The sequence below is a fragment of the Bradyrhizobium huanghuaihaiense genome, assembly GCF_007830635.1.
GTDB classification, from domain to species: domain Bacteria; phylum Pseudomonadota; class Alphaproteobacteria; order Rhizobiales; family Xanthobacteraceae; genus Bradyrhizobium; species Bradyrhizobium huanghuaihaiense.
This window is the reverse complement of sequence record NZ_VLLA01000001.1, coordinates 800,555-824,382: the sequence shown is the minus strand read 5'-3', so window position 1 is coordinate 824,382 and position 23,828 is coordinate 800,555. Positions and strand designations below refer to the sequence as shown.

Annotated in this window: 21 protein-coding genes and 1 pseudogene; 12 read left to right on the top strand and 10 right to left on the bottom strand. The window is 60.6% G+C overall.

The features are described from left to right. Positions 1-45: 45 nt before the first annotated feature. The 3 genes from groL to IQ16_RS03880 all read left to right on the top strand — a co-directional run bounded on the left by groL (position 46) and on the right by IQ16_RS03880 (position 4,075). Entirely contained in the window at positions 46-1,668 is a 1,623-nt protein-coding gene (groL, locus tag IQ16_RS03890) for a chaperonin GroEL (RefSeq protein ID WP_145831238.1), read from the top strand. A 202-nt stretch (positions 1,669-1,870) separates the two neighbouring features. Beyond that, positions 1,871-2,224 carry a hypothetical protein gene (locus IQ16_RS03885; RefSeq protein WP_145831237.1) on the top strand — a complete coding sequence of 118 codons (354 nt, stop codon included), beginning with the start codon at positions 1,871-1,873 and terminating at the stop codon, positions 2,222-2,224. A gap of 441 nt (positions 2,225-2,665) precedes the next feature. Further along, positions 2,666-4,075: a Do family serine endopeptidase gene (locus IQ16_RS03880; RefSeq protein ID WP_145831236.1), complete on the top strand. Its 1,410-nt coding sequence runs from the start codon at positions 2,666-2,668 to the stop codon at positions 4,073-4,075. A gap of 245 nt (positions 4,076-4,320) precedes the next feature. On the opposite strand, the pseudogene groEL reads toward IQ16_RS03880, so the two are convergent. From groEL to IQ16_RS03860, 4 genes and pseudogenes are all read right to left on the bottom strand, one after another. Continuing rightward, positions 4,321-4,690 (bottom strand): annotated as a pseudogene (groEL, locus tag IQ16_RS03875) (chaperonin GroEL); the annotation flags it as partial. A gap of 66 nt (positions 4,691-4,756) precedes the next feature. After that, complete coding sequence (locus tag IQ16_RS03870; protein WP_145831273.1) at positions 4,757-5,710, bottom strand: ABC transporter permease; 954 nt, start codon at positions 5,708-5,710, stop codon at positions 4,757-4,759. Continuing rightward, a complete protein-coding gene (locus IQ16_RS03865; RefSeq protein WP_145831235.1) occupies positions 5,710-6,642 on the bottom strand; it encodes an ABC transporter ATP-binding protein in 933 nt (310 codons plus the stop codon). Before IQ16_RS03865 ends, IQ16_RS03870 begins: the two co-directional genes overlap by 1 nt. Beyond that, positions 6,639-7,823 carry an NEW3 domain-containing protein gene (locus IQ16_RS03860; protein ID WP_145831234.1) on the bottom strand — a complete coding sequence of 395 codons (1,185 nt, stop codon included), beginning with the start codon at positions 7,821-7,823 and terminating at the stop codon, positions 6,639-6,641. The genes IQ16_RS03865 and IQ16_RS03860 overlap by 4 nt, the downstream gene beginning before the upstream one ends. A gap of 553 nt (positions 7,824-8,376) precedes the next feature. Here IQ16_RS03860 and IQ16_RS03855 point away from each other — a divergent pair. After that, positions 8,377-8,658, top strand: a complete 282-nt coding sequence (locus tag IQ16_RS03855) for a hypothetical protein (protein WP_244635506.1) — start codon at positions 8,377-8,379, stop codon at positions 8,656-8,658. A gap of 522 nt (positions 8,659-9,180) precedes the next feature. Further along, the gene (gene ftsH / locus IQ16_RS03850) at positions 9,181-11,022 is read left to right on the top strand and encodes an ATP-dependent zinc metalloprotease FtsH (RefSeq protein WP_145831232.1); all 1,842 of its coding nucleotides are present in this window, start codon (positions 9,181-9,183) and stop codon (positions 11,020-11,022) included. 161 nt (positions 11,023-11,183) lie between these two features. On the opposite strand, the gene IQ16_RS03845 is transcribed toward ftsH, so the two are convergent. Further along, entirely contained in the window at positions 11,184-12,359 is a 1,176-nt protein-coding gene (locus IQ16_RS03845; protein WP_145831231.1) for an MFS transporter, read from the bottom strand. A gap of 903 nt (positions 12,360-13,262) precedes the next feature. Here IQ16_RS03845 and IQ16_RS03835 point away from each other — a divergent pair. Beyond that, positions 13,263-14,357 carry a sensor histidine kinase gene (locus tag IQ16_RS03835; protein WP_158646909.1) on the top strand — a complete coding sequence of 365 codons (1,095 nt, stop codon included), beginning with the start codon at positions 13,263-13,265 and terminating at the stop codon, positions 14,355-14,357. Between the two features lie 156 nt (positions 14,358-14,513). Here the strand turns inward: IQ16_RS03835 and IQ16_RS03830 are convergent, their stop codons facing one another. From IQ16_RS03830 to IQ16_RS03815, 4 genes are all read right to left on the bottom strand, one after another. Then, entirely contained in the window at positions 14,514-15,149 is a 636-nt protein-coding gene (locus IQ16_RS03830) for a MarC family protein (protein WP_014492164.1), read from the bottom strand. 93 nt (positions 15,150-15,242) lie between these two features. Beyond that, complete coding sequence (locus tag IQ16_RS03825) at positions 15,243-15,605, bottom strand: SPW repeat protein (protein ID WP_014492163.1); 363 nt, start codon at positions 15,603-15,605, stop codon at positions 15,243-15,245. 121 nt (positions 15,606-15,726) lie between these two features. Next, positions 15,727-16,212, bottom strand: a complete 486-nt coding sequence (locus IQ16_RS03820; RefSeq protein ID WP_014492162.1) for an Hsp20/alpha crystallin family protein — start codon at positions 16,210-16,212, stop codon at positions 15,727-15,729. A 96-nt stretch (positions 16,213-16,308) separates the two neighbouring features. Beyond that, positions 16,309-16,761: an Hsp20 family protein gene (locus IQ16_RS03815; protein WP_145831228.1), complete on the bottom strand. Its 453-nt coding sequence runs from the start codon at positions 16,759-16,761 to the stop codon at positions 16,309-16,311. 699 nt (positions 16,762-17,460) lie between these two features. On the opposite strand from IQ16_RS03815, the gene IQ16_RS03810 reads away from it, so the two are divergent. The 5 genes from IQ16_RS03810 to IQ16_RS03790 all read left to right on the top strand — a co-directional run bounded on the left by IQ16_RS03810 (position 17,461) and on the right by IQ16_RS03790 (position 21,821). Continuing rightward, positions 17,461-18,270, top strand: coding sequence for an ETC complex I subunit (locus IQ16_RS03810; protein WP_145831227.1), 810 nt, complete (start codon positions 17,461-17,463; stop codon positions 18,268-18,270). Positions 18,271-18,305: 35 nt separating this feature from the next. Beyond that, complete coding sequence (gene rpoH / locus IQ16_RS03805) at positions 18,306-19,217, top strand: RNA polymerase sigma factor RpoH (RefSeq protein ID WP_145831226.1); 912 nt, start codon at positions 18,306-18,308, stop codon at positions 19,215-19,217. Positions 19,218-19,230: 13 nt separating this feature from the next. After that, a complete protein-coding gene (locus IQ16_RS03800; protein WP_145831271.1) occupies positions 19,231-20,361 on the top strand; it encodes a glycosyltransferase family 4 protein in 1,131 nt (376 codons plus the stop codon). 372 nt (positions 20,362-20,733) lie between these two features. After that, positions 20,734-20,934 (top strand): hypothetical protein, encoded by a 201-nt coding sequence (locus tag IQ16_RS03795; RefSeq protein WP_145831225.1) that lies wholly within the window; start codon positions 20,734-20,736, stop codon positions 20,932-20,934. 254 nt (positions 20,935-21,188) lie between these two features. Further along, positions 21,189-21,821: a LabA-like NYN domain-containing protein gene (locus IQ16_RS03790; protein ID WP_145831224.1), complete on the top strand. Its 633-nt coding sequence runs from the start codon at positions 21,189-21,191 to the stop codon at positions 21,819-21,821. 195 nt (positions 21,822-22,016) lie between these two features. Here the strand turns inward: IQ16_RS03790 and IQ16_RS46435 are convergent, their stop codons facing one another. Next, the gene (locus IQ16_RS46435) at positions 22,017-22,142 is read right to left on the bottom strand and encodes a hypothetical protein (protein ID WP_244635509.1); all 126 of its coding nucleotides are present in this window, start codon (positions 22,140-22,142) and stop codon (positions 22,017-22,019) included. A gap of 427 nt (positions 22,143-22,569) precedes the next feature. On the opposite strand from IQ16_RS46435, the gene IQ16_RS03780 reads away from it, so the two are divergent. After that, a complete protein-coding gene (locus IQ16_RS03780; protein WP_244635505.1) occupies positions 22,570-23,613 on the top strand; it encodes a PAS domain S-box protein in 1,044 nt (347 codons plus the stop codon). Positions 23,614-23,828: the final 215 nt, after the last annotated feature.

Sequence of the window (23,828 nt, the reverse complement as noted above, 5' to 3'; positions counted from 1 at the left end):
CAACTTGCGAAGCCGACAGTCATTGAGGAGAGAGGAGCAACGGACATGGCTGCCAAGGAGGTGAAATTCTCCACCGACGCCCGCGACCGGGTGCTGCGGGGAGTGGATACGCTGGCGAATGCGGTCAAGGTCACGCTCGGCCCCAAGGGGCGGAACGTCGTGATCGAGAAATCCTTCGGTGCGCCGCGCATCACCAAGGATGGCGTCACCGTCGCCAAGGAGATCGAACTGGAGGACAAGTTCGAGAACATGGGCGCGCAGATGGTGCGCGAAGTCGCCTCCAAGACGAGCGACCTCGCGGGCGACGGGACCACCACCGCGACCGTATTGGCCCAGGCCATTGTCAAGGAAGGCGCGAAATCCGTCGCCGCCGGCATGAACCCGATGGATCTCAAGCGCGGCATCGATCTTGCCGTCGAAGCCATCGTCAATGATTTGAAGGCGCACGCCAAGAAGGTCACCACCAACGAGGAGATCGCCCAGGTCGCAACCATCTCGGCCAATGGCGATATCGAGATCGGCCGCTTTCTTGCCGACGCCATGCAGAAGGTCGGTAACGACGGGGTCATCACCGTGGAGGAAGCCAAGAGCCTCGATACCGAGCTCGAGGTGGTCGAAGGCATGCAGTTCGATCGCGGCTACGTGTCGCCCTATTTCGTCACCAATGCCGAGAAGATGCGGGTCGAGTTCGAAGACCCCTACATCCTGATCCATGAGAAGAAACTGTCGACCCTGCAGGCCATGCTGCCGCTGCTAGAAGCCGTCGTGCAGTCCGGCAAGCCGCTGCTCGTCGTTGCCGAGGATGTTGAAGGCGAAGCGCTCGCGACCCTCGTCGTCAACCGGCTGCGCGGCGGGTTGAAGGTCGCGGCCGTGAAGGCGCCGGGCTTCGGCGATCGCCGCAAGGCCATGCTGGAGGACATCGCGGTCCTGACCGGTGGCCAGGCGATCTCGGAGGATCTCGGCATCAAGCTCGAGAACGTCACGCTCAAGATGCTCGGCCGTGCCAAGAAGGTCGTCATCGACAAGGAGAACACGACCATCGTCAACGGTGCGGGGTCCAAGAAGGACATCGAGGCCCGCGTCGCCCAGATCAAGATGCAGATCGAAGAAACCACCTCCGACTACGACCGCGAGAAGCTGCAGGAGCGGCTTGCGAAGCTGGCCGGCGGCGTCGCCGTGATCCGCGTCGGCGGCGCGACCGAAGTCGAGGTCAAGGAGCGCAAGGATCGCGTCGACGACGCGATGCACGCGACCAGGGCGGCGGTCGAGGAAGGTATCTTGCCCGGCGGCGGCGTTGCACTGCTGCGCGCCTTGAAGGCGCTCGATGGCATCAAGACCGCGGATGCCGACCAGAAGGCTGGCGTCGACATCGTGCGCCGCGCCATCCAGGTACCGGCACGGCAGATCGTGCAGAACGCCGGCGAAGACGGCTCGCTGGTGGTCGGTAAGCTGCTTGAGAACTCCAGCTACAACTGGGGCTTCAACGCCGCCACCGGCGAATACCAGGACCTGGCGAAGGCAGGGGTGATCGATCCGGCCAAGGTCGTTCGCACCGCGTTGCAGGATGCGGCTTCCGTGGCGGCGCTGCTGATCACCACCGAAGCGCTGGTCGCCGAGAAGTCGAAGAAGTCCGAGCCGGCGCCCGTCGCTCCGCCGATGGACTTCTGATCGAGTCCGAGCCCGGCCGCCACCGGCCGGGCTCTCTAACCACTAACCAAAGAGAAAGGAACGCAAAGCAAGGAGACGCAGATGAGCACACGCATGCAATCTCGATCGCGCAAGAGCGGGGCGACTGTAATGCATTGGCTCATGTTCGCCCTCAGCCTTCTCACGATCGCATGGATCAGTTTTTCGACGATGGGAGGATGAGATGATCAGGACTCGCACACTCGACTCCGCCCGTGCGGAGACATTTGGCCGCCGAACCCGAAAAATCGTGGCAGGCGCCTTTGCTTTGGCGACAATGCTTCTGCCGTTCGGCGCCTGGGGCATGGACGGTTCGCCGAGGCTGGCCATGGACGGTTCGCCGAAGCTGGCCATGGACACCGCCGGCCATCTGCTGCCGCTTCCGCCCATTCCCTACCTGGATTCGATGCGCTGGATGAACTGGAAGCCGAGCACTCCGATTTTCAAAGTCGACACCCTTCTGTTGCCCGACAGCGCTCGGCCCGGGCTCTTCCGCATGCCAACGGAGTACGACCGGGGCCTCCCGAGGGTGAGTTAAAACGAAGACGCCGATAGCTCGGTCCGCAGCGGCGGCCTGGCCGCAGCGCGAACTCCGCGCCGTTCCGGCGCATTGCGGCGTCGTCGGCAGAGAGGCCCACCAGCGTGGGTGGAGAGCCAAAGTCTGGGAAACGGGGGACGCCAAGGGCTCTTCCCATCGTAGCGGCCTCCCTGCCGACTGCGGGCTAATCGTCCGGACGACCCGGATCCGGCGTCCGCCCCGCGCCGCAGCGGGCTGCAGCGGTGGAAGGCACCGGCCATACATTCGAAATCCCTGCCTTCTGATAGCGGTCCGGAGCAGGCTCCGCGGTCAGGCCGCTGCCTTCGGTCAAAACGTCGCTGCGCTTCCAACAACGCAACCGCTCGCGCAGAGCGACGTTACTCGTAGAGCGAAGCTCCGCCGAGGTTCGAGCGGATCGAATCTTAAAAAGGGAAGCGCCACATGACCCGCCATCTGAGAACGCACCTGTTCGGTACCCTAGTTGCGAGCGCTCTTGCCGCGAGTGCGCTCGCTTCGGCGAAGACACCGGCTTTTGCCCAGCCGGCCGCGGTTCCAATCGACTTTACCGCGGTTGTACGCGAGAAGATGCCCGCCGTCGTCGCGATCCTCACGAAGCAGATGATAGAAGACGAGGCGCGCGGGCTGCCGGACGACCTACCCTTCGGTGACCTGTTTCGGCGTCGCTTCGGCGAACCTCGTACGCAGGCGCGGACGGCGCTCGGCTCGGGCTTCATCGTCAGTCCCGAGGGCCACATCGTGACGAACAACCACGTGGTGGACAAAGCCAGCGAGATCCATGTCCGTTTCACAGACAAGACGGACGTGCCGGCGAAGCTAATCGGTCGAGACCCGTCCACCGACATCGCGGTACTCAAGATCGAACCACGTCCCGGTATGGCTGTCGCAACCTGGGGGGATTCCGACAAGATGGAGCCCGGGGCCTGGACGATCGCGATCGGAAGCCCCTTCGGCCTCGGCGGCACGGTCACTGTCGGGGTGCTATCGGCGCGGGCGCGCGACATCCAAGCCGGCTCATATGACGATTTTCTGCAGACGGATGCCTCGATCAACCAAGGTAATTCGGGAGGCCCGCTGTTCAACGCCGCGGGCGAGGTGATTGGCGTCAACACGGCGATCTTTTCGCCGGTCGGCGTTAACGTCGGCATCGGATTTGCGGTTCCGTCGCGGACCGCGCAGGCGGTCGCGGATCAGCTCATCCGGACGGGTAATGTCGAGCGGGGCTACGTCGGTATGCGCCTGCAGGAATTGACGACCGGGATCGCACAAGCGCTGGGCCGGCCCGACACCAAGGGCGCACTAGTTGCCGCGGTGGAGCCGGGCAGCCCCGCGGACGACGCCGGGATCAAGGTCGGCGACGTGATCACGCACTTTGGAAATAAGATCATTGAGGGACCGCGCACTCTGTCTCGGGCCGTCGGAGAAATGAAGCCGGGGACGCGGACCCCGCTTGCGGTGGTCCGAAACAGTAGGACGCAGGAGATCACCGTCGCCATTGGGCAGCGTCAACAGGATCGCCCGGCCCGGACTGGCGCTTGGGAAAACTCTGACAAGGACGGCAAACGGCTTGGATTGAGTCTCGGACCGATGTCGGATGCTGCGCGGCGGCGCCTAGGCGTCGATTCGGGGTTGGTGGTCGGTGATGTCGAACCCGGCACACCAGCGGCCGAGAGCGGTATCCGACCCGGCGACGTGATCGTGGCGGCCAACAATCGCTCCGTCGCTCAGCCCCCGGACCTGGCCGAAGAATGGGCAAAGGCGCGCCAGGAGAATAGACCCCTTTTGGTGCGCATTAATCGCGATGGCCAGTCGCTCTTTTTCGCGATCTCCTGAACGAAGGAGCTGCCATGAGTGTACCGGACCCGTGCTCTCCTACGGACCACGCACGCGCGGCTCAACGAAATCGACCTATTGGCATGTGGACGCAGTCTGAGCTTCGCCGCAGCCTTTCTGTCCGAGCATGACCTAGAACCAACCGATATACAGGCAAAATCCAACCCATGCGATGACGGCTGCGACGGCTGTAATGTTCAGGTCTCGCTGTGACATTATAGGTTCTCTCTAGCGGCCTTCCCTCCCGCTAAGTAGCGACCGATCTCGGTGTCGCTATTGGCCGAGATGGTGCCGACCGGGGCAATTTCCTCGTTCGAGGTGACCTGCTTGGAGTTCTTGACGAGGTCGGCGACCACGGCTTCCGCCGCCAGATCGATACCACGCTTCAGATCCATCGGGTTCATGCCAGGCGGCAACCTAGCGCCTTCACGGACAGGGCGGTCGCGGTGCCATCACCAAGTCGCTGGTCTTCGCGGCGACCTCGCGCACCATCTGGTACGCGCCCATGCTTGAACTTGTCCTCGACGGTCACCCCATCTCTCGTGATCCGCGGCCCGCCGAAGGGTCGAACGTCACCTTCACGGCTTCGGCGAGCGTGTCGACGCGGTGCAGCATGCGCTCGCGTGCCTCGGTGGAAAACTTCACACCTTGCGCCACGTCTGCGCCACGTTCCAGATGACGCTAGGCGCGCACCTCCTGACGTTGAAAGGCGACATAGGCAACCGTGAACAACAGGATCATGGCGGCAACCAGCGCCGAAAGCTGGGGCCAGACGATCAGCGCGCTTTCCATCGTCGGCAAAGGTGCTCCGTACAGTGAGCCCTGAAGCTGCGACATGAACAATGGTCCAACCGAGCGCGCTGCGGGGTCGAGCAATATGGCCGTGATTTCAGCATAGAGCGTTTGCGGCGAAAGCCGCGCAATCGATTGCTGAGCTTCGAACTGCGCAAGCACCGTAGAAGGATCGAGCGGATCGATTGGTGCGATAAGGCCGGCCAGCAGCGGCGCGATCATTCCCCAAAAGACCGTGAGAATGAGCCACACCGATAATGCGGCAAGCGCCGACGTCGCCGGTGACCGAATGACGGCCGAAAATGCGATGGCGAGCGCAAGCCAAACGCCGGCGCAGGCAAGCGTCGCTGCCAGATAGGCCAGACTGCGAACGACGTCAGCCGCCGTTGGTGGCAATCCGAGAAACAGAATACCGAGCCCGGTCATCAGCAGCCACAGCGTGAGTAGCGCGATGGCAATGACAAGAAGTGCTCCGAGAAACTTTCCGAATAGCACGGCATCGCGATAGATCGGCTGTGCCAGCAGCCGGCTCATGGTGCGGCGGTTGTATTCGCCATTGATCGCATCGAAACCAAGCGCGATGGCTACCAGCGGTAGCAGGAAGCCGAGAAACGCGGCAAATGACGGTAGCGGCTCGCGCGCCACCGTGAAGAGCTTCAGGAACAGATAGGCGTCCTCGGCCGTGGTATCCTTGATGCGGCCGATCGCGCCATAGACCGCACCGATCGCCGTCAGCAGCACCAGACCCATGATCAGGTGCATGCGAGCGCTGGTCAAATGATCGGCCGCCTCCTTGAGCGCAATGACGCCGACTCCGCGGAATGGAGATCCCTCACGCACCATCATTGGTGAACCTCCCGGAAATACCGGCCATAGGCTTCGTCGAGCCTAGCCCGACGCAGGTCGAGGTTGCGCAGCGCGCCACCCGCGGCGACGATCCGCTGCGCGAGCTGCGGCCGAACGTCCCGCACGGCCTCGCATTGCCAATGCCCGTTCACCGCCATGACGTTCTTGACACCATCAACGGTGGCAGCGAGCGCGGACAGATCGATTCCCTCCGCCTCGACGTCGATGACATATGTGCCACCGCCGATCTTGGCCGCCAGTTCTTCGATCGTTCCGAAGAAGCCGATCCTGCCTTTGTTGAAAAGCGCGATCCGGTGGCACACGGTCTGAACGACGTCGAGCATATGCGATGACAGCAGGATCGTCATGCCGCCGCGGCTAAGCTTTTGGATCAGGTCAAGCAGCTCTTGGGTCGACTGCGGATCCAACCCGGACGTCGGCTCGTCCAGGATGGCGATCCGGCATTGGCGCATCAGCAGTTCGGCGATGCCGAGCCTCTGCCGCATGCCGCGCGAGTACGTGGCGACCGGACGGTCGGCCACCTCGAGCAGGTGGACGGAGGCGAGAACGCTGTTGATGCGCTCCCCCACTACCCCGCGCGGGATGGCGGCAAGCCGAGCCATGTAGGTAAGGTTCTCGCGGCCCGTCATAGTCTCGTAGAAGCCGACGGAATCCGGCAGATATCCGACATCGCGCTTCACCTCGAGCGGCCGCCGCAACGGGTCCTTGCCGAGGATCAGAATGCTCCCGCGCGTGGCTTCGGTCAGTCCCAGCAACATCAGAATTGTCGTCGTCTTGCCGGCGCCGTTCGGGCCAAGTAGACCGATCACCTCACCGGCGCGGACCTGCAGGTCGATGCCGTCCACGGCGACATGCGGACCATATTGCTTGGCAAGACCTCTCGCCTCGATAACGAATTCGTCGCTCATCGCCGTCCGTACCGCATCACGGCGCCGCCGAGAACCAGCACGGCAGCGGCTATGACGCCGAGCCCGGCAACGCCCCAAATGGTTGAGGTTCGCACTGTCGTTCGAAACTGCACCGATTCGGACAGCCCGCCGCCGCCGCCGCTGCGCAGCGTGACCATGTAGTCCCCGGCAACCGCCCGTTCGGAAGGCTTGATTTTTACGTTCACTTCTCGGGTCTGGTTCGGCGCGATGCTTCCGATCTGCTTCGGCTCGAAGGTGACGCTCCAGCCTGACGGTGGCGAAGCGGACATCTCGATGTCGGTCGCGGGCGCTGACCCTCCATTGACAAGCGAGAAGGTAAAGTTCGATTCCTCTCCCGCAACGGCGTCGCCGGAGAGACGCTCCTGCGGGCCGACCATTCGCAATTGCGGCTCGCCGGTGACTTCCAAGCTCAACGCGGTTTCGGCGGATTTGTCACCGCCCGACAGACGCACCGCGATAGGATAACGACCGGCAGGCGCGGCGCGTGAAGGCACAATGTCGAGGGTGATGTTTTCGGAGCTCCCTGCGTTAATCGGTAGCCCGGTGATTTCCTCCGAGCCGTAACCTCGCTTGAATTTTGCCTGGAAACCCTCGGGCGTTCGCGCCGACAGGTTAAAAAGCGACTGATCGGAGCCGCCGTTGGTAGCCTTGATCCGGAAGCTGAAGGTCGAACGAGGCGTGCCGCGCAGGGCCGGCAGTTCAGGTTCGAGCGTGAGCTTTCCGGAGGCCGCTTCCGAAAGTCTGACGCTCAGAGGCAATGAAATCGTCTGCCCGTCCTGCCTGGCGTTGACCTTGAGCGCGAAAGTGCCTGCGGAGATGCCGGCGGGTGGCTTCAGTTCGAGCGTAAGGCGTTCAGTCTCGTCGGGGCCTACCATCACCGCCGAGACTTGTCTTCCACCGCCCTTGAATGCCGCTTCCCAGCCTTCCGGGAGACCCTCAAGGCTGAGCCCCAGCCGCTGCGGGGGCTGATGTGCGTTTCGGACAGAGAGCTGGATTGATCCGGCCTCGCCTGGTTTCAGCGAGAATTCGGGATGCGGGGTCGTGATCCAAAGCCCGGTAAGGGGTGGGGAAGTCTCCGCGGCCAGGGAGGCAGCTGGACCGATCAAAGTCGCCAGAACAACGGACAGAAAAAAGCGCGCGCCGCGCTTGAACGATCTCATGGTACCCTCTTTGTGTCCTTCGGCGTCCGACAAACCAGTCCGCCTGATTGTCGGGCACCGTGCGGCTTTCTCCTTTCTTCCGCACCGCAAGGCGCGCTAGTCGCGCTTCATACATGCTCTGTATGCAGCGGGTGAAACGCGTTGCATCCGGCAATCCGAATCGGCGATGTCACTAGCGGCCCGGACTTGAAGCCGCCGGACGAAAAACGACTTAGAGCGCACGTTGTTTTCGTCAAGCCGCGCCGCGCGAGCTTTTTGTCGCATCTCAAGCAGATGCGTCGCCATCCCGGTCTCGGGTCAAAGCGAGCACGGCAGGAGCTTTGCCTCGCCGGGACCACGTCATCCCAGACCGGCATTCACTTGGCACTCGCCCAGGGACCCCTCGCGGCTATTCTTAACCCCACGTCTTCCAGGGGCTCGCTCCCGAACCCCGCCCTGGCCACTGATGACAAAGCCCCTTGCCTTGAAGGAACCATTCTCGCCCCCGTCTTTTGAATCGCTTTTGGTTGCGTGGAGTGGGGTAATGCGTGAGTCACCATCGATTGTCCCCGTCATGGACCAGGACGTCTATCTCGTCCTCGATGACTTCGGTGCAATGGGATGTGCTTGGCGAGAGACAAACGTCGAAGACACCGGTCTTGAAGCGGTCATCGAGGATTTGTTGGAGGGCCAGTACAGCAATCCGGTACGCATCATTCGCTTTAATCTCGCGGAGGGTTGGGTTCGTGACGTTTCCGAAGAAATAGCACAAAAACTGAGCCAGCGCTGCGCCGATCGCGGCGGCGAACTGCCCTATTCGCTGCATCAGTTGGTCGAGCAAGCAGCACGGCGGTGAGTAACTTAGTGCGACTCGTGAACAGTATTGGAAAAGGCAAGAAGACGTGGGGTGTGCCGTTGTCGTTCGAGCCATCGGCGGCACGAACTCGCAATCGCTTTCGATTTCAGGCAGGTTGAAATTCGCGAGCGCTCGACAACGACACGTTCGCGACATTACGCGGATTTTCTTTCAAACGGAGCGCCTCGGCCTGGGAAACTTGAGCCGTTACTGAAGAGGGAAGTGACAGCGGCGCCCAACCCAAGCACGACGGCTACCCTGCCCACATCGCGGCGGCCGGCCGCGCCATGCGGACCCGGGCCGGCAGGAAAAGCGGGACCGGCTAGTTGCACGCTCTCGTCGCTCAGGTCTTGAAACCTAATCGCACGCTCCTAATTCATCTGCTGTCACGCGGTGGCCTGGATCCCGCGAATGGATCGGGCCGACCGTGGCGCTGCAGCACGCTGAGATTGTCAAGCGAGATGTGAATATGAGAGTTCTGGATCCGTTCGGAGTTCGATCGCATCGAGAGCGGTTCGCGGCATGAAGAATAACACGCGCTTCAACGTCGGCTATGCGATCGCCGCAGTCGCCGCGATCCTTCTGATTCAGTACATCGTCTCGGCAGCCAGCCAGGTCGCCGTCATCCCTTACAGCGAATATCAGCAATTGCTGAAGCAGGGAAAGGTTGCGACGGTGGGGATCTCCGATCGCATTTTGCAGGGCACGTTGAAAGAGCCTTTGCCCAGCGGACAAAAGCAGTTCGTTACCACGCGCGTTGACCCTGGGATCGCACAGGAGCTCGAGAAAGCCGGCGTCCTCTTCACTGGTCAGGTCGAGAGCACCCTTGTGCGCGACCTGCTGTCATGGGTTATGCCGGTGCTGCTGTTCTTCGGCCTGTGGTGGTACATCGGCAAGCGCGCCGCAGAGGGCGGAGGCTTTGGCGGAGGGCTGATGGCCATCGGCAAGAGCAAGGCGAAGATCTACGTCGAATCCAATACCGGCGTGACGTTCGCCGACGTTGCCGGCGTTGACGAGGCTAAGGACGAACTGCGCGAAATCGTCGATTTCCTCAAGAGTCCGGCGGGGTATGGCCGGCTCGGCGGCCGGATGCCCAAGGGTGTGCTGCTGGTCGGACCGCCCGGCACCGGCAAGACGTTGTTGGCGAAGGCCATTGCCGGGGAGGCGAAGGTCCCGTTCTTCTCGATCTCCGGCTCGGAATTCGTCGAGATGTTCATCGGCGTCGGTGCGGCCCGGGTCCGCGATCTCTTTCAGCAGGCGCACCAGAAGGCCCCCGCTATTATCTTCATCGATGAGCTGGATGCGCTCGGCCGCGCCCGCGGCATAGGGGCGTTCTCCGGCGGCCACGACGAAAAAGAGCAGACCCTCAACCAGCTCCTGGTCGAGCTCGACGGCTTCGACTCACGCTCGGGCCTCGTCATACTCGCCGCCACCAACCGCCCTGAGATCCTCGATCCCGCACTGCTGCGCGCAGGCCGCTTCGACCGCCAGGTGCTGGTCGACCGTCCGGACCGGAAGGGCCGCACCGAGATTCTCATGGTGCACATGAAAAAGGTGCAGCTCGCGCCCGGCTTCGACGCTGAGGCCGTAGCGGCGATGACGCCTGGTTTCACTGGCGCCGACCTCGCCAACCTTGTCAATGAAGCCGCGCTGCTGGCAACTCGCCGCGGGGCCGATGCGGTCGCGATGACCGATTTTAATAATGCCATCGAGCGCATGGTCGCGGGGCTGGAAAAACGCAACCGGTTGCTCAATTCCAAGGAACGGGAGATCGTCGCCTATCACGAAATGGGCCACGCCTTGATCGCGCTTTCATTGCCGGGCGTCGACCCGGTTCACAAGGTATCGATCATTCCAAGGGGAGTCGGGGCGCTCGGCTATACCATCCAGCGACCGATCGAGGATCGCTTCCTGATGACCAAGGAAGAGTTGGAGAACAAGATGGCGGTGCTGCTGGGTGGCCGCGCGGCGGAATTGATCGTCTTCGAGCATCTGTCGACGGGCGCGGCCGACGACCTTCGCCGCGTCACCGACATCGCCCGCAGTATGGTCACGCGCTACGGCATGTCCGAAAAGCTCGGCAGCATCGCCTACGACCGCGAGCCAGGCAATTTCCTCGCCGGGCCTGACCGGCCATATCCTGCGCGCGAGCGCGAATATGCCGAAGAGACCGCCGCCGCAGTAGACCATGAGGTTCGCGCCATCGTTGATCGGGTATTTCAGCGTGCGCAGAGCCTCTTGATGGCCCGCCGCGCGATATTGAACCGGGCGGCACGGACCCTGTTGGAAAAGGAAACGCTCGAGCAAAGCGACCTCGATGCGCTGATGCAGGAAACGCCCAAGGAGGGGCTAAGGGCTGTCTAGGCGGTGCGCGTGCCGCAATGCCGCTGCGGGCGATATCTTGATGTTTCTATCCGAAGGCGCAAGACTAGTGCGGGTCGGTGACTTCGCAAACAAGTGACATTCGACCGCAGCTCAGCGTGCCCAGTCACTTGCGGCTGCCATTCGCCCAGCGTCCCGCTGGATCAAACAGCCTCGTCAGACCGGTCCCGGAAGCCAAACCACGCGAACGGGAGAGCGACGCCGCAGAGAAGGGCCATTGGAAAGAAGGCCGCGGCTCCCAACCTGGCAAAGAGAATTCCTGACAACAAAGTTAGTACGGCAGTCGCCAACCCTGAGCCAAAGGCATAAAGGGCTTGAGCCGTTCCGGCTGTCCTAGCTGGAACGAGTGTCGCCATCATACGCATGCACGCAAGATGAAGCAGGGCGAAAGTCAACCCATGTAGCGGCTGTAGAATTGAGAGCACTAAAACGGAGGTGCTCACGCCCTCGATGGACCACCGTATGATCCCAGCTGCGGCTGCCAGAGCAGCCGCTCCACGCGCGCCGAGCCGGTCGAGTAACGATGGACCAATTAAGAAAAACACGATGACTTCTGCCGCTACGGCTTCGGACCATAGGACGCTTATGATCGGCGTATCGATGCCTGCAGCGCTCCACCTGATCACAGCAAATGCGTCGTGCATCGCGTGACTCCCGTAGACCAGAGCTGAAACTAAAATCAGGATGCGAAACTGCGAGATCTTAAGAAGCCCATGCAGGGCAGCGAGAGCGGTCAGGCCGCCTTCATAAGGTTTGGGCTGAATATTAACACGGGGCAGCAGGGCTGTTACCCCAGCTGCGACCGCCAGTAGGGCCACATTCATCCAGATGATCGGGGTGAGATCGTCTTGGCCGATTATTTGCCCGATAGTCAGCGTTCCCAATACGAATGCCGCCGATCCAGAGCCGCGTATCCAGCCATATTCAAAAGGCTTTCCTGCGATCTCAGGCTTTGCTGCGTTAACTGACAACGCGTCGGCAATCGACGTCGTGGGGGCAAGTGCTGCAGCTTGAACTAAAGCTATAAGGAACAATAGCGAAAACGTATTTGCCAACAAGAATGCGGCGGCCGTAGCGGCTGCCAGGGCAGCACAGGTCGCGAGCAGAAGGCGTAATGACCCCAAAAGATCGGCCAGCATTCCTACCACTGGGCCGACGGCAAGGCGCACTAACATTGCAGCTGCTAGTATCAGACCGATTTGCTGGGGAGTCAGAGCTCTCGTTTCGAAAAATTTTGGCCAAAAGGGCGACGACACGCCAAACGCAGCGTACAGCGCAACGTAAAGAACAATGTAGGCGATCGGTCTACTGATGCGCACTGGGGCTACCCCAAAAGGGCTCGTTCTATCGACACGAGGATTGCATACTAATACATCAGGTCTGCACAATTTGCGCGGACGCAGCTCTGCGGGAGTCCACCGGCAGCTCTCCTCATCTCTGGGACATGCGCTCCATTGAGCGCACGAAAAGCACGCTCGCGAGGCTCCGGAACTGTGCGATAGCCAAAAGTGGAAGTTGCTCCGCACTGATCCCAAGAGCTTACGTGCGGTTTCCTCTGAGGATTGAAGAGTCGCTCGCTCTTCCTAATTTAACCGTATACGCAGAACGCCTTTTGGGATGCTCGTAGTGCGGCCGATCACCTCCAACCACGATCTCCAATCATCTAGCGACGAAGAATTGGAATCGCTGATCCGTCAGGATTACGAGCGATGCCATCCCGGCGACACTCTGGATGATCTTAAGCGGCGGGCCGCGTTCTCAAAGGAGGACAGGGGACTGCTGCGAGATTGGATGGCTGTAGCAGCTGCCTGTCGGAAAACGTTTCGCGGCTGAATTCAGCCGCGGGCGACGAAGCTAAGCGTCGATGCTTTCAGCGCCGCCGGCGCGATAGCTCTTTGTGGATCGATCAGATTTTCTGAGGCCGGCGCCAACCAGAAGTGACTTTGGCAGCGGGCCAAAAATCCATTGATGTCCGCGCGCGCCCCAGCGTCTTTCCGCTGCCTCTGTCGGGCAAGGTAAGCGCGGCCAGCAAGGTGCCGCTTGTTGGCGCGGCAACGCTCTAACCTCTCATCTGGCGCAGATCGGTTCACCCCTGTGGCTAAACTGCTAAGAGATCGTCATTGGAACCCGCAGCGGGCGGTAAGCATTTATCCGATTTACGATGGGAGACTGCGAAAGTGCCCCATTCGGAAGCGAACAAGCTCCGGAGACAAGTCTCCACATTGTCCGAATTCGGCAAGCGAGCTTTGCGGAGCGACGACATAGATGGTCTTCTACAAGAGGCAACTAGGCTTGTTTCTGATGCCATCGATGTTGAGCTAGTGAAAGTGCTGGAGCTCGTCCCAGGCGGGGAGAATTTGCTCGTCCGCGCCGGGGTGAACTGGAACCCCGGCGTGGTAGGGCATGCTGAAATACCCGCGCATGAGGGCTCGCCGGCTGGCTATGCCTTGTACACGAACCAGCCGGTGATTACCGAAGATACCCAGAGGGAGGTTCGGTTCGAAATTCCCAAGCTCTTGATCGAGCATAGCGTCAGGAGCACCGTCAATGTTGTTATTCGCGGTGAGGACGGCCCATTCGGTGTGCTGGAGGTGGACTCGCGGCAGCTCCGGAAATTCGAGCAGGACGATATCGATTTTCTTCAGAACTACGCCAACCTGTTGGCATCTGCTATCGACCGAGTGAGAATCCAGCGAGAATTGGCGGAGCGGGCGCTCAGACAGGAAATGCTCGGTCACGAGCTTCAGCATCGCATCAATAACATACTGGCGACTATCCAAGCCATCGCGCGGAGGACGCGCGCCAAGAGCCAGAACCTTGACGAGTTTGCAAAAGCTTTTGAGGACCGATTGGCTGCGATTGCGCGCACTCATGCTTTGTTAAGCCGGAGCCATACGAGCACGATCGATATCCGCGAGGTACTCTCTCAGGAGCTCTCAGTGCACGGCGCTGTCGAGGGCGAGAACCTCAAGCAGCGCGGCCCCGCGATCTCGATTCCGGCAAAACAGGCCGAGGTGTTGTCGATGGCAATACACGAGCTCGCCACAAACGCCGTTAAACACGGCGCCCTCTCCATGGAGAATGGTCATATTGACATATCGTGGGACGCTCATGATAGAGGCAATGAAAATGAGTTCCAACTCCGCTGGCGCGAGCGGACGAGCCCCATCGCGCCCCAGCCGGCCCGGCGGGGCTTCGGTTCAGAGTTTCTCGAGAAATCGATACCACATATGTTGCACGGGCGATTCGAGCGAACGTTTGGCTCCGATGGAATAGAATGCACCGTCTCATTTTTGTTGGACCAGAATGATAAATGAGCAGGGCCGCATTCATCCGGACGACGAGGGTCGCCTGCTCTGTGGCGACGAGACGGCCGGCGGCCAGTCTCCGCGATCAAAGGCATCGACAATACCTGTCCTCTTGGTCGCTGATCCGAGGCGCCCCACGCCCGCAACGGGATAGGCGGGGTCTTCTCAAGCGCCTGCTACAAGCCGAGCACCTCTGATACCGTCAAATATGAATTGGACAGCAAGGGTGGCCAGAATAACGCCGGCAAGCCTCGCCAACACATTGGATCCGGTAGCCTTCAGCACCCGGTGCAAGACGTCGGTGAAGATCATCCCGAAGTACGTTAGCAAAAGGCAAAGTAGCATAGCTGCCAATACTATCATTGAGCCGACCGGGTCACCGGCTTGCCCCATCAGTAGAACGACCGCCGTGAGGCCGGCAGGTCCGGCGATGACCGGAAACGCCAAGGGAAAAATCGCGATGTCGCCTGGCTCCAATGCCTCGCGCCGTTCAAGTGCGGTGAGCGAGGATAGGCCCGAGGGATGAGCGAAGATCATCTGGATGGCCTGCAACAAGAGCAAGATGCCACCCGCAACTCGGAAGGCGTCCAGCGAAACCCGTAGTGCGCCTAGCAGTCGGTTGCCGAAGAGTGCAAAACCCAACAGAACAATTCCGGCAATCAGCACGGCCTGCCACGCCAACCGAAACCGCTCAGGCCGGTGAACACCCGCTGTCAGGCCACCGAACACGATTGCCGTATCGATCGGTCCGATCGCTACGAATAGAGTTGCAAAGGCGGTGATCGTAAAATCAGAAAGCATGATGGGCGTATCTCGCGATCTTTGCGAAGAAGAGAGCGCAGCCTTCGTGCGGCAAAGGACAAGGGAGGCCGTGCAGGCCTCCCTTGCCAAGTATCAGGCTGTCACACGGGGATAGCTCTGGTGCATATACCAGAGTCGCAAAGCCGCAACAGCCGCCACCAGAATTCCGGCGATGACGTGGAGCGGTGTGATGGTTGCGTTAGACGAGAAATGCAGCACCCACGGCGACACCGCGACCCAAACGCCGGCCGCGAGAGTCAGCCACTCCGGCCACTCGGCAAACAGCGCCAGCGCTGCTACAGCAAGCGCAGCGATCATGATGCCACTTAGCCAGGCATTCCAGTTCATCGGGCTTTCAGTGGAGAATCCCACGGCCCAAGGCGAAAAGAACAGGCCCAGGCCGATCACAAGACCTACCACATCAGCGATCATATCTTTTTTCCAGACGGTGTTCATGGCTGCAACTCCTTACATAGCTCCTTTCAGTCTCATTCTGAGATCAGCCGCGGTACGACTGAACTGGTGGATGACAAACCGCCGGTGCGGACGAGGCCGCAAGCGCCCGCCCGCGCCGCGGTTACTTGCCGTTGATGGCAATCCGTTTCACCTTCTGCCGTTCGCTCGGTAACTTCGCCAGCGTCACGGTGAGAACGCCATCCTTGAACGACGCCACGACCTTGTCCTGGTCGACGTCATCGATCGGGATGGAACGCTCGAAGCGCCCGTAGTAGCGCTCGGTAAAGCGTCGCTCCTTGTCCTCGGTCTCGTTCTTCTTCTCGCCGCTAATGGTCAACAGGCCGTCCCAGAGTTCGACATTGACGTCCTTCTCCTGGAGGCCGGGAAGTTCGGCGACGACCTTAACCTCCGTGTCAGTCTCGTTGACCTCGACGCTCGGCCATCCCATTGCCTGAGAGCTGAACGGGGCGATATCGAACGAGCGAAACGTATCGTCGAACAGCCGATTCATCTCGCGGTGAAGCACGAGAAACGGATTGGGCTCATTGCGATTCAGGCTCAGATCACGAGAGCCGTTGTTCCACGGTATCAGATCGCGTAGTGCCATAATTGTCCTCCTTTGTTCCACAGTTTTGCCGGTCAGAACTCACCTGCACGCGGCGGCGCCGCGCACAGGCAGTTCGACACTTTGAACGGAACTCCGTCAGGCCGCCTGCTTCTGCTCGATTTGCTGGTTTTCGTTGCCTGCGACTTCGATCATTATGCGACGCGGCTTCATCGCCTCCGGCACTTCCCGAACCAGTGCAATCTTCAGCATACCGCTTTCGAAGGCGGCGTCTTTCACCTGGACAAAGTCCGCCAGGTTGAAGACGCGGCGGAACGGCCGCATTGAGATTCCCTGATACAGATAGTCGTGATCACCCTTGTTCGCCTTGTGGCCCTCGACGGTGAGCGTCGATCGCTCCGCGGTGATGGTGATCTCTTCCGGGCTGAAGCCGGCCAGCGCCAGTGAAATCTGGTACTGGTCCTCGTCGATACGCTCGATGTCATACAGCGGATAATCATCGCTGTCGTTCATCGTGTCGTTGACGAGATCAAACAGGCGATCGAACCCGACGCTCGAACGCCAAAACGGAGACAGATCGTAGGTTCTCATAACCACATCCTCCTTTGAGCAACATGGAAAGAGCAACGCCGGCGCATTCTCCGGCGGCCTTGGCCGGACCCTGACGGCATCCGGCGTCACGCTAGTGACACTAAAAGAACTAGAAGCGTTCGGCTTGGTTTCAAGATCCCGGCCGGCGCGCGTCTTACAATTTTCAACACGGGAGTGGCTTCGGTAAAGCCATCAAGCGTGCGGCCTGACCCGTTTCGCACCCGGACTTATCGAGTGACCGACATTTGACGCAGTCGAAACCCATGACTCGAGCAAGCGCGGCCCTCTAGTCCCGGGCATTCGCACCTCTTGACCGCCCGCGCCGCTTTCCTAAATCCACCGCCGCTAAGGCCTTTGTAGGACTGGCGCCAGATCCCGCAGGGAGATGGCTGTTAGGCGGTCCACGTTGCTTTCAGGAGGATGTGGAGGAGGAACGATGCACGGTGTACTCGCAGCTTTTATCGCGTTCGCCACGCTCTTCAGCGCAAGCGAAGCGGCCGCTGCGCAGCGAACGAAGCTGAAGCAGCATAGCGGTTCGAACGCCGTCGTTCAGACGGAGGCACCGCAGCAGATACCGTCCGGTCGAAGCACAAGGTCCAACCGTGCCGGCGACAGGAACCCGGTTTTCCGCGCCGAAGACATTGTCCCGGACATCTGCAAGGGGTGCTCTTCCTGACCTGACGGACTGGTCGCAAGAGCATGGGTGAACCATGCTGCTCGGCCTTAGCTCCCAAGAGGCGCACTGCCGCGAACGACAATGATCGAAAGACCATCGCTGAACCCGCCGGCATTCGCACGGGATGCGGTAGCTCGCGGCCGGCGCGGCGGCGCCATGATCACGAGAACAGCCCGCAGCAAGGGGTTTACGTCTTTATCGTCGAGCGGCGCGGCTTCCCGTCTTTCGAGCCGCTGATGGAATGGATCGGTGATGACGACCCACTCGTGACAGTTGAGCTCAGTTTTCCGACGCTCGGGGCCGCGATCCTTTGCGCCAACCGTCAGCGGCTTTCCGTCCGTCGTGCAGACCACCCCAGAGCGGGCACCGCAAAAATGAAGCAGGCCTTCTGGGACGAAACCTTCGGGTGGCTCGGACTAGGTGCCCTTCAGGACAGCTACGGCAAGGCCGTTCCGGTGCGGTTCGTCCGGACCGATCGCCGCGGCGAGAAAGGTTGGACTTCGCCCATGGCGGCGGTGCGGATGGGAGCATGGATGGCGAAACCTGATGGCCTGGACGTGGATCGAATATTGATCGACCAGGCAATCACCGAAGGCATGCCTGGGAGGCCTTCGCTCCAGCACGAGGTCCAGCCTGAGCTGCTGGCGCTCAGGGCGCGAACGTTCCGGCGGTTAACGCCATGCCAGCGCCAGCACACGCCGCATAACCGGTCCCGCCGCAATTCGCTACGTCATTCAAATCTCGAAGGAACATTTCGGGCGCCACGACATTTTGTGGTCGCCGGCTGCATGAGGCACTTAGGGCGCCGTCAGGGCCCAAGCCCATGCCCGTAGCTCGAACCCCACTTTGCTCTAAGGAGGAATTGGAAATGAGCACCCTTTCAATCGTGTCGAATCTGCCTCCGCTTCACTCGGACGGCGGGCTCCCCCGCTACCTCGCCGCCATTCGCAAATTTCCGCTGCTGGATCCGGCCGACGAGGCGATGTACGCACGCCGTTGGCGAGAGGACGGCGATCGCGAAGCGGCCTATCGCCTGGTGACCAGTCACCTTCGGTTGGCCGCGAAGCTCGCCCTTCGATATCGCGGCTACGGCCTTCCCGTCGCCGACCTGATCTCGGAAGCGAATGTCGGCCTGATGCTGGCGGTCAAGCGGTTCAAGCCCGAAAAAGGCGTCCGGCTTGCCACCTATGCGATGTGGTGGATCAAGGCGACCCTTCATGAGTACGTTCTGAAGTCCTGGTCCTTAGTGAAAATCGGCACCACGGCGGCCCAGAAGAAGTTGTTTTTCAAGCTCCGGAAACTCAAGAGCCAGATTTCGGCAGGCGAGGAAGCCGACCTGTCGCCGGACCAGGTTGGTTACATCGCCGAACAGCTGCAGGTCCTTCCCCGGGAGGTCGTCGAGATGAATGGCAGGATCCGCGGCGACATTTCGCTCAACTTGACGCTGACCCAGCAGGACGGCTCGGAGCAAATGCAAGATTGCCTGGTTGATCCGTCGCCAGACCCCGAAAGCCTGTTGTCCGAAAGGGTCGATCGCGAACGGGTCCGTTCCGCACTCGAAGACGCACTGGCTGCCCTGACTTCCCGGGAGCGTCACATCATCGAAGCGCGCTTCTTGGCGGAACGGCCGAAGACATTGGACGAACTTGGCCCGACCTTCGGCGTGTCGCGCGAACGGATTCGCCAGATCGAAGTTCGTGCGCTGCAAAAGATTAGGAGCGCACTGAGCGCCCGGCTCGATGGAACGCTCCTGCCGATCGGTGAACGGCGGGGGCGATGACGGAGAGACGCAAATGAGAATTGCGCAGATCGCTCCGCTATTCGAGAGCGTTCCGCCTCGGCTCTACGGCGGAACGGAGCGGGTCGTTTCATACCTGACCGAGGAACTCGTCCGGCAAGGACATCGGGTGACTCTGTTCGCGAGCGGAGATTCCATCACCTCCGCCGAACTGGTGCCTTGCATCCCGCGCGCGTTGCGCCTCGATCCGGGCGTCCGCGATCCCCTGCCCCACCATATGGTTATGCTCGACAAGGTAGCCGAGCGCGCCAGCGAGTTTGATGTCCTCCATTTCCACATCGATTACCTGCATTTCCCGCTTTTCCGTTTCGAGCGCGGCAGGGCGTTGACCACCCTGCACGGCAGGCAGGACCTCGCCGACCACATGCCGTTCTACCGCCGGTTCTCCGACATGCCGCTGGTTTCGATTTCGAACGCGCAGCGGACGCCGCTGTCGGGCGCGAACTTCGTCGCAACCGTCCATCATGGACTGCCGCTCGATCTGCTGACGCCGAACTTCCAGCCGAGAGGCGGTTATCTTGCTTTCTTGGGGCGCATCTCGCCTGAGAAACGGCCCGACCGCGCGATCGCGATTGCGCGGCAGGCCGGTCTTCCGCTCAAGATCGCGGCAAAGGTCGACAAGGCGGACGATGCCTACTTCCGGGACGTGGTCGCCCCGATGCTGGAGGGGCCGGGAATCGAGTTCGTCGGCGAGATCTGCGAGAATGCCAAGAGCGAGTTTCTCGGCCAGGCGGCCGGGTTGCTGTTTCCGATCGACTGGCCCGAGCCGTTCGGCCTGGTCATGATCGAAGCGATGGCATGCGGCACGCCGGTGCTCGCATTTCGCTGCGGGTCGGTGCCGGAGATCGTCGAAGATGGGGTGACGGGATGCATCGTATCCGACGTCGACCAGGCCGTGCGGGCCATTCCCCATTTGCTGGCGCTCGACCGCAGGATCATCCGTTCCAGATTCGAGGACCGGTTCTCTTCTGCCCGCATGGCGACCGATTATGTCCGGGTCTACCAGAAGATACTACGCAGACGCCCGGCGCCGGACCGCCAGCTTTCGGCGCGCGCTGCACGTTCGGCGGCGCCAATCGACACGGCGTGGGAGCCGGCTCCCGGGGCAGCGTTTAGGGGCAACTGAAAACGGTAGCAGGACGACTATCGGCAGCGCTTCAGAGAGCCCCCGGGGGACAGTTGATCCGGCCGATAAGCGGATGGCCGTAGATCAGGCTCGCAAGCGGAACCCAAAAATAAATGGCCGCAGCCAATCGGCCTGCGGCCCACCGGAATATCGATTGCTGATTGAAATGTCGTCTGCCCGGTGCCCTGACACTACAACACAGTCGCCGCGAGATTTGGATTCCGTAAAATTACGGATTGGAGCTGGAGCTTTCTAATACGCGCCCCCCCATCAACTGGCTGATGAACGGCTTCGTCGCGCATGGCTCCCGCCGGCATGCCTGGACCGGGGCGGTCGATAGGCCGAAGCCACCAGCATCAGAAAGAGCGCGCGATGACCTTGGTACCTGGCGGCGGTCCGGCTGCCTTCCGAGCCCTGCAAGACGGCGCGACCATCGGTCGTGCAGACTTGCCACCGAAAAGCCCGGCCGCGTTTTCTCAGGCGAATTTCAAAAAGGGCAAGTTGATCCGGCATTGCTATCGTCTGTCTTTGCTTCGTGGCGCAGGTTCAACTGTTACTGAAAAACGATTTTGAAACCCAAACGATCCGCATCGCTACGTTGAAAATTAATGTCGGGCATCAGACATTCGTGCTACAATTGGCTCCATTGATGGCATGCCTCGGGCATGTCCGATGAATGAGAGCGCGTCTGCTTCCGCCCGGATATTGGGTGAGCAGTGTGAGCGGCGACTGACAAGCCGCCCCACCGCGACTTCGGATCGCTTCAGTACCCATAACCGGAGCCCGTACGGCCGCGACGCCGCACCGGACGAATTCGAGCGCGCAAAATGTCGTCCTCACCAGCCAAGATTGCGCTCTTCATCGATGGCCCCAACCTTTACGGCACCGCCAAGTCGCTCGGATTCGACATCGACTACAAGCGCCTCCTGAGCGAATTCCAGGGCCGCGGCACGCTGCTCCGCGCGTTCTACTACACGGCCATCATAGAGGATCAGGAGTACTCCTCGATCCGGCCGCTGGTCGACTGGCTCGACTACAACGGCTACACCGTCGTGACCAAGGCAACCAAGGAATACGTCGACGCCTCCGGGCGCCGCAAGGTCAAGGGCGACATGCGCATCGAGCTCACGGTCCATGCCATGGAACTCGCCCCACATGTCGACGAGATGATCCTGCTTTCCGGCGATGGCGATTTCCGCTCGCTGGTCGAGGCGGTGCAGCGCCGCGGCGTCCGCGTCACGGTGGTCTCCAGCGTCGCCAGCCAGCCGCCGATGATCGCGGACGAACTCCGCCGCCAGGCGGACATCTTCACCGACCTGGTCGAGCTACGGGCCAAGGTGGGCCGGGATCCCTCCGAGCGCCCGCCGCCGCGCGAGCGCAGCGAGATACGCGCACCGCAGTTCGTGCAGCGTGTCACGGGCATAGCTCCGCGCGGAGACGGCGACGAGTTCAATCGCTGATGCACTGCAAGCGCCGGGGCCGACTGCAAACGCTACCGATTAATTTAGTCACTGATCAGCGCCGCAAAACTCGAACGCGACCACGTCTGTCTAGGAGGCGTTGGCCGTCTGCCGTGGTCTGGTCTGTCGCCGGCGACGTCGCTTCAAGCAATTGATCGCCACCGTCCCTCTCATCGAAGACAGCACCATGCTCGCTTATTTGGCTTGACCGGTAATGTCGAAGGCGCCGGCAATGGTTGCAAAGCGTTTGGTCCAGCGGGTGAAGATCTTCTTTTTACCGCTATTGATATGCAGCTGGACGCGGTAGCCGTCGTATTTGATTTCGTGAATCCACTGGTCCCCTTCGGAGTCTTCGGCTTCAGGGTGGCAAGCTGGGGTTTAATGAACCCCGGCATCTCTAAACGCTTAATCACAACGCAACTCACAAAAAGCCCGCCGAAGCTGAGCAACGGCGGGCAGTGTACTCGTACTTTTCCCACGAATCCCTAACGCTCAGGGTACGTCGCCGTTCCTTCGACTCCTCCCGATACTCTGCGGTCTATCGGCAGCCCATTCCCCATCGGTGAGTTCGTAGCGCATGATTCGAGCCACAGTTCGGGAGTTTGAATCACGGCGGTCTGTCCAGACGCAACGCTTCAGGGCAGCCCCTTGGGCACTTACCGAGTAGAAGGAGACCGACAATTTCCGCTGAAACCGTCCCAATGGACACCTTCTTGCCTTTGCTTTCGGTGCTATGATTGGCACACCAATGGCAGTGCAGCATCTGGGTTTGGGGGTCTTATTGGCGATCAAAGGAGAAGCGGGACTTCAACGGGAATCTCCGGTCAACGAGCCGGCCTCGGAACGTGCCGAGCGCTTGGCCAATCTGCTGGCCTCAATAGTTGAAAATAGCGACGACGTGATCGTTAGCAAAAATTTGGACGGCATTATTACAAGCTGGAACAGGGGGGCTGAGCGCATCTTCGGCTATTCAGCCGCCGAGGCGATCGGCCAGCCTATAACGCTTGTGATCCCGCCGGACCGACAAAACGAAGAACGCGAGATTTTAACTCGCATTCGGCGAGGTGAGCGCGTTGACCATTTTGAGACTGTTCGGCGACGTAGGGATGGTAGCTCAATCGTCGTTTCGCTGACCGTTTCACCTGTCAAGGATGCCCATGGCAACATCATTGGTGCATCTAAGATTGCTAGAGATATTACCGAGCACAAGCGAGCTCAGGAGCAAATTCGCATTCTGGCTCGCGAGGCGGAGCACCGAAGCAAGAACATCCTCGCGAACGTACAGGCAATCATTAATCTTTCTCAGTCGGACACTTCCGAGGGCCTCAAGGAAGTGATCAGCGGGCGCATCCAAGCGATGGCAAATGTTCACTCGCTGTTTGTTGAAACGCGGTGGATAGGAGCCGAGGTCTCGGCGATCGCCAAGCAGGAGTTCGCCCCTTATCTCCAAGAAGGCCACGACAAGCGGATTGTAATGGAGGGTCTGCAAATCGTATTAGAACCCACCACTGCGCAGGCGATTGCTGTGGTTTTGCATGAATTAGCGACCAACGCTGCTAAGTATGGAGCGCTATCTAACGCGAAAGGCTGGATTGGATTGGCGTGGTCGCGCACCGAGGATGGACAGCTAATGCTCCGCTGGACCGAATTGGGCGGTCCGAGGATAAATGCGCCCGAACGCAAGGGCTTTGGTAGCCGCCTCATCGAAGGAACGATCAGCCCACTTGGCGGCAAGGTGCATTTTGATTGGCGCGCGGAAGGGCTAGTTTGCGAAATCGCCGTTCCGACGTAAAACCCAATCGAGCTTGGCTTCGCTGCTCTCACCCACGAACTTGGTCGCTATAGGACAAAGCGGTCGTAGTCACCGGTCACATGACGTCGCCGGGTTTATAGGTACACGGCCTAATCAATTTTGAGCAACCCAGCCGCCTTACTGTTTGCGCGTGAACGTCGCTATTTTCAAGCTGCCATAGCTCTACGTCGTGCCGGTCCACTTAACTGCTTGGC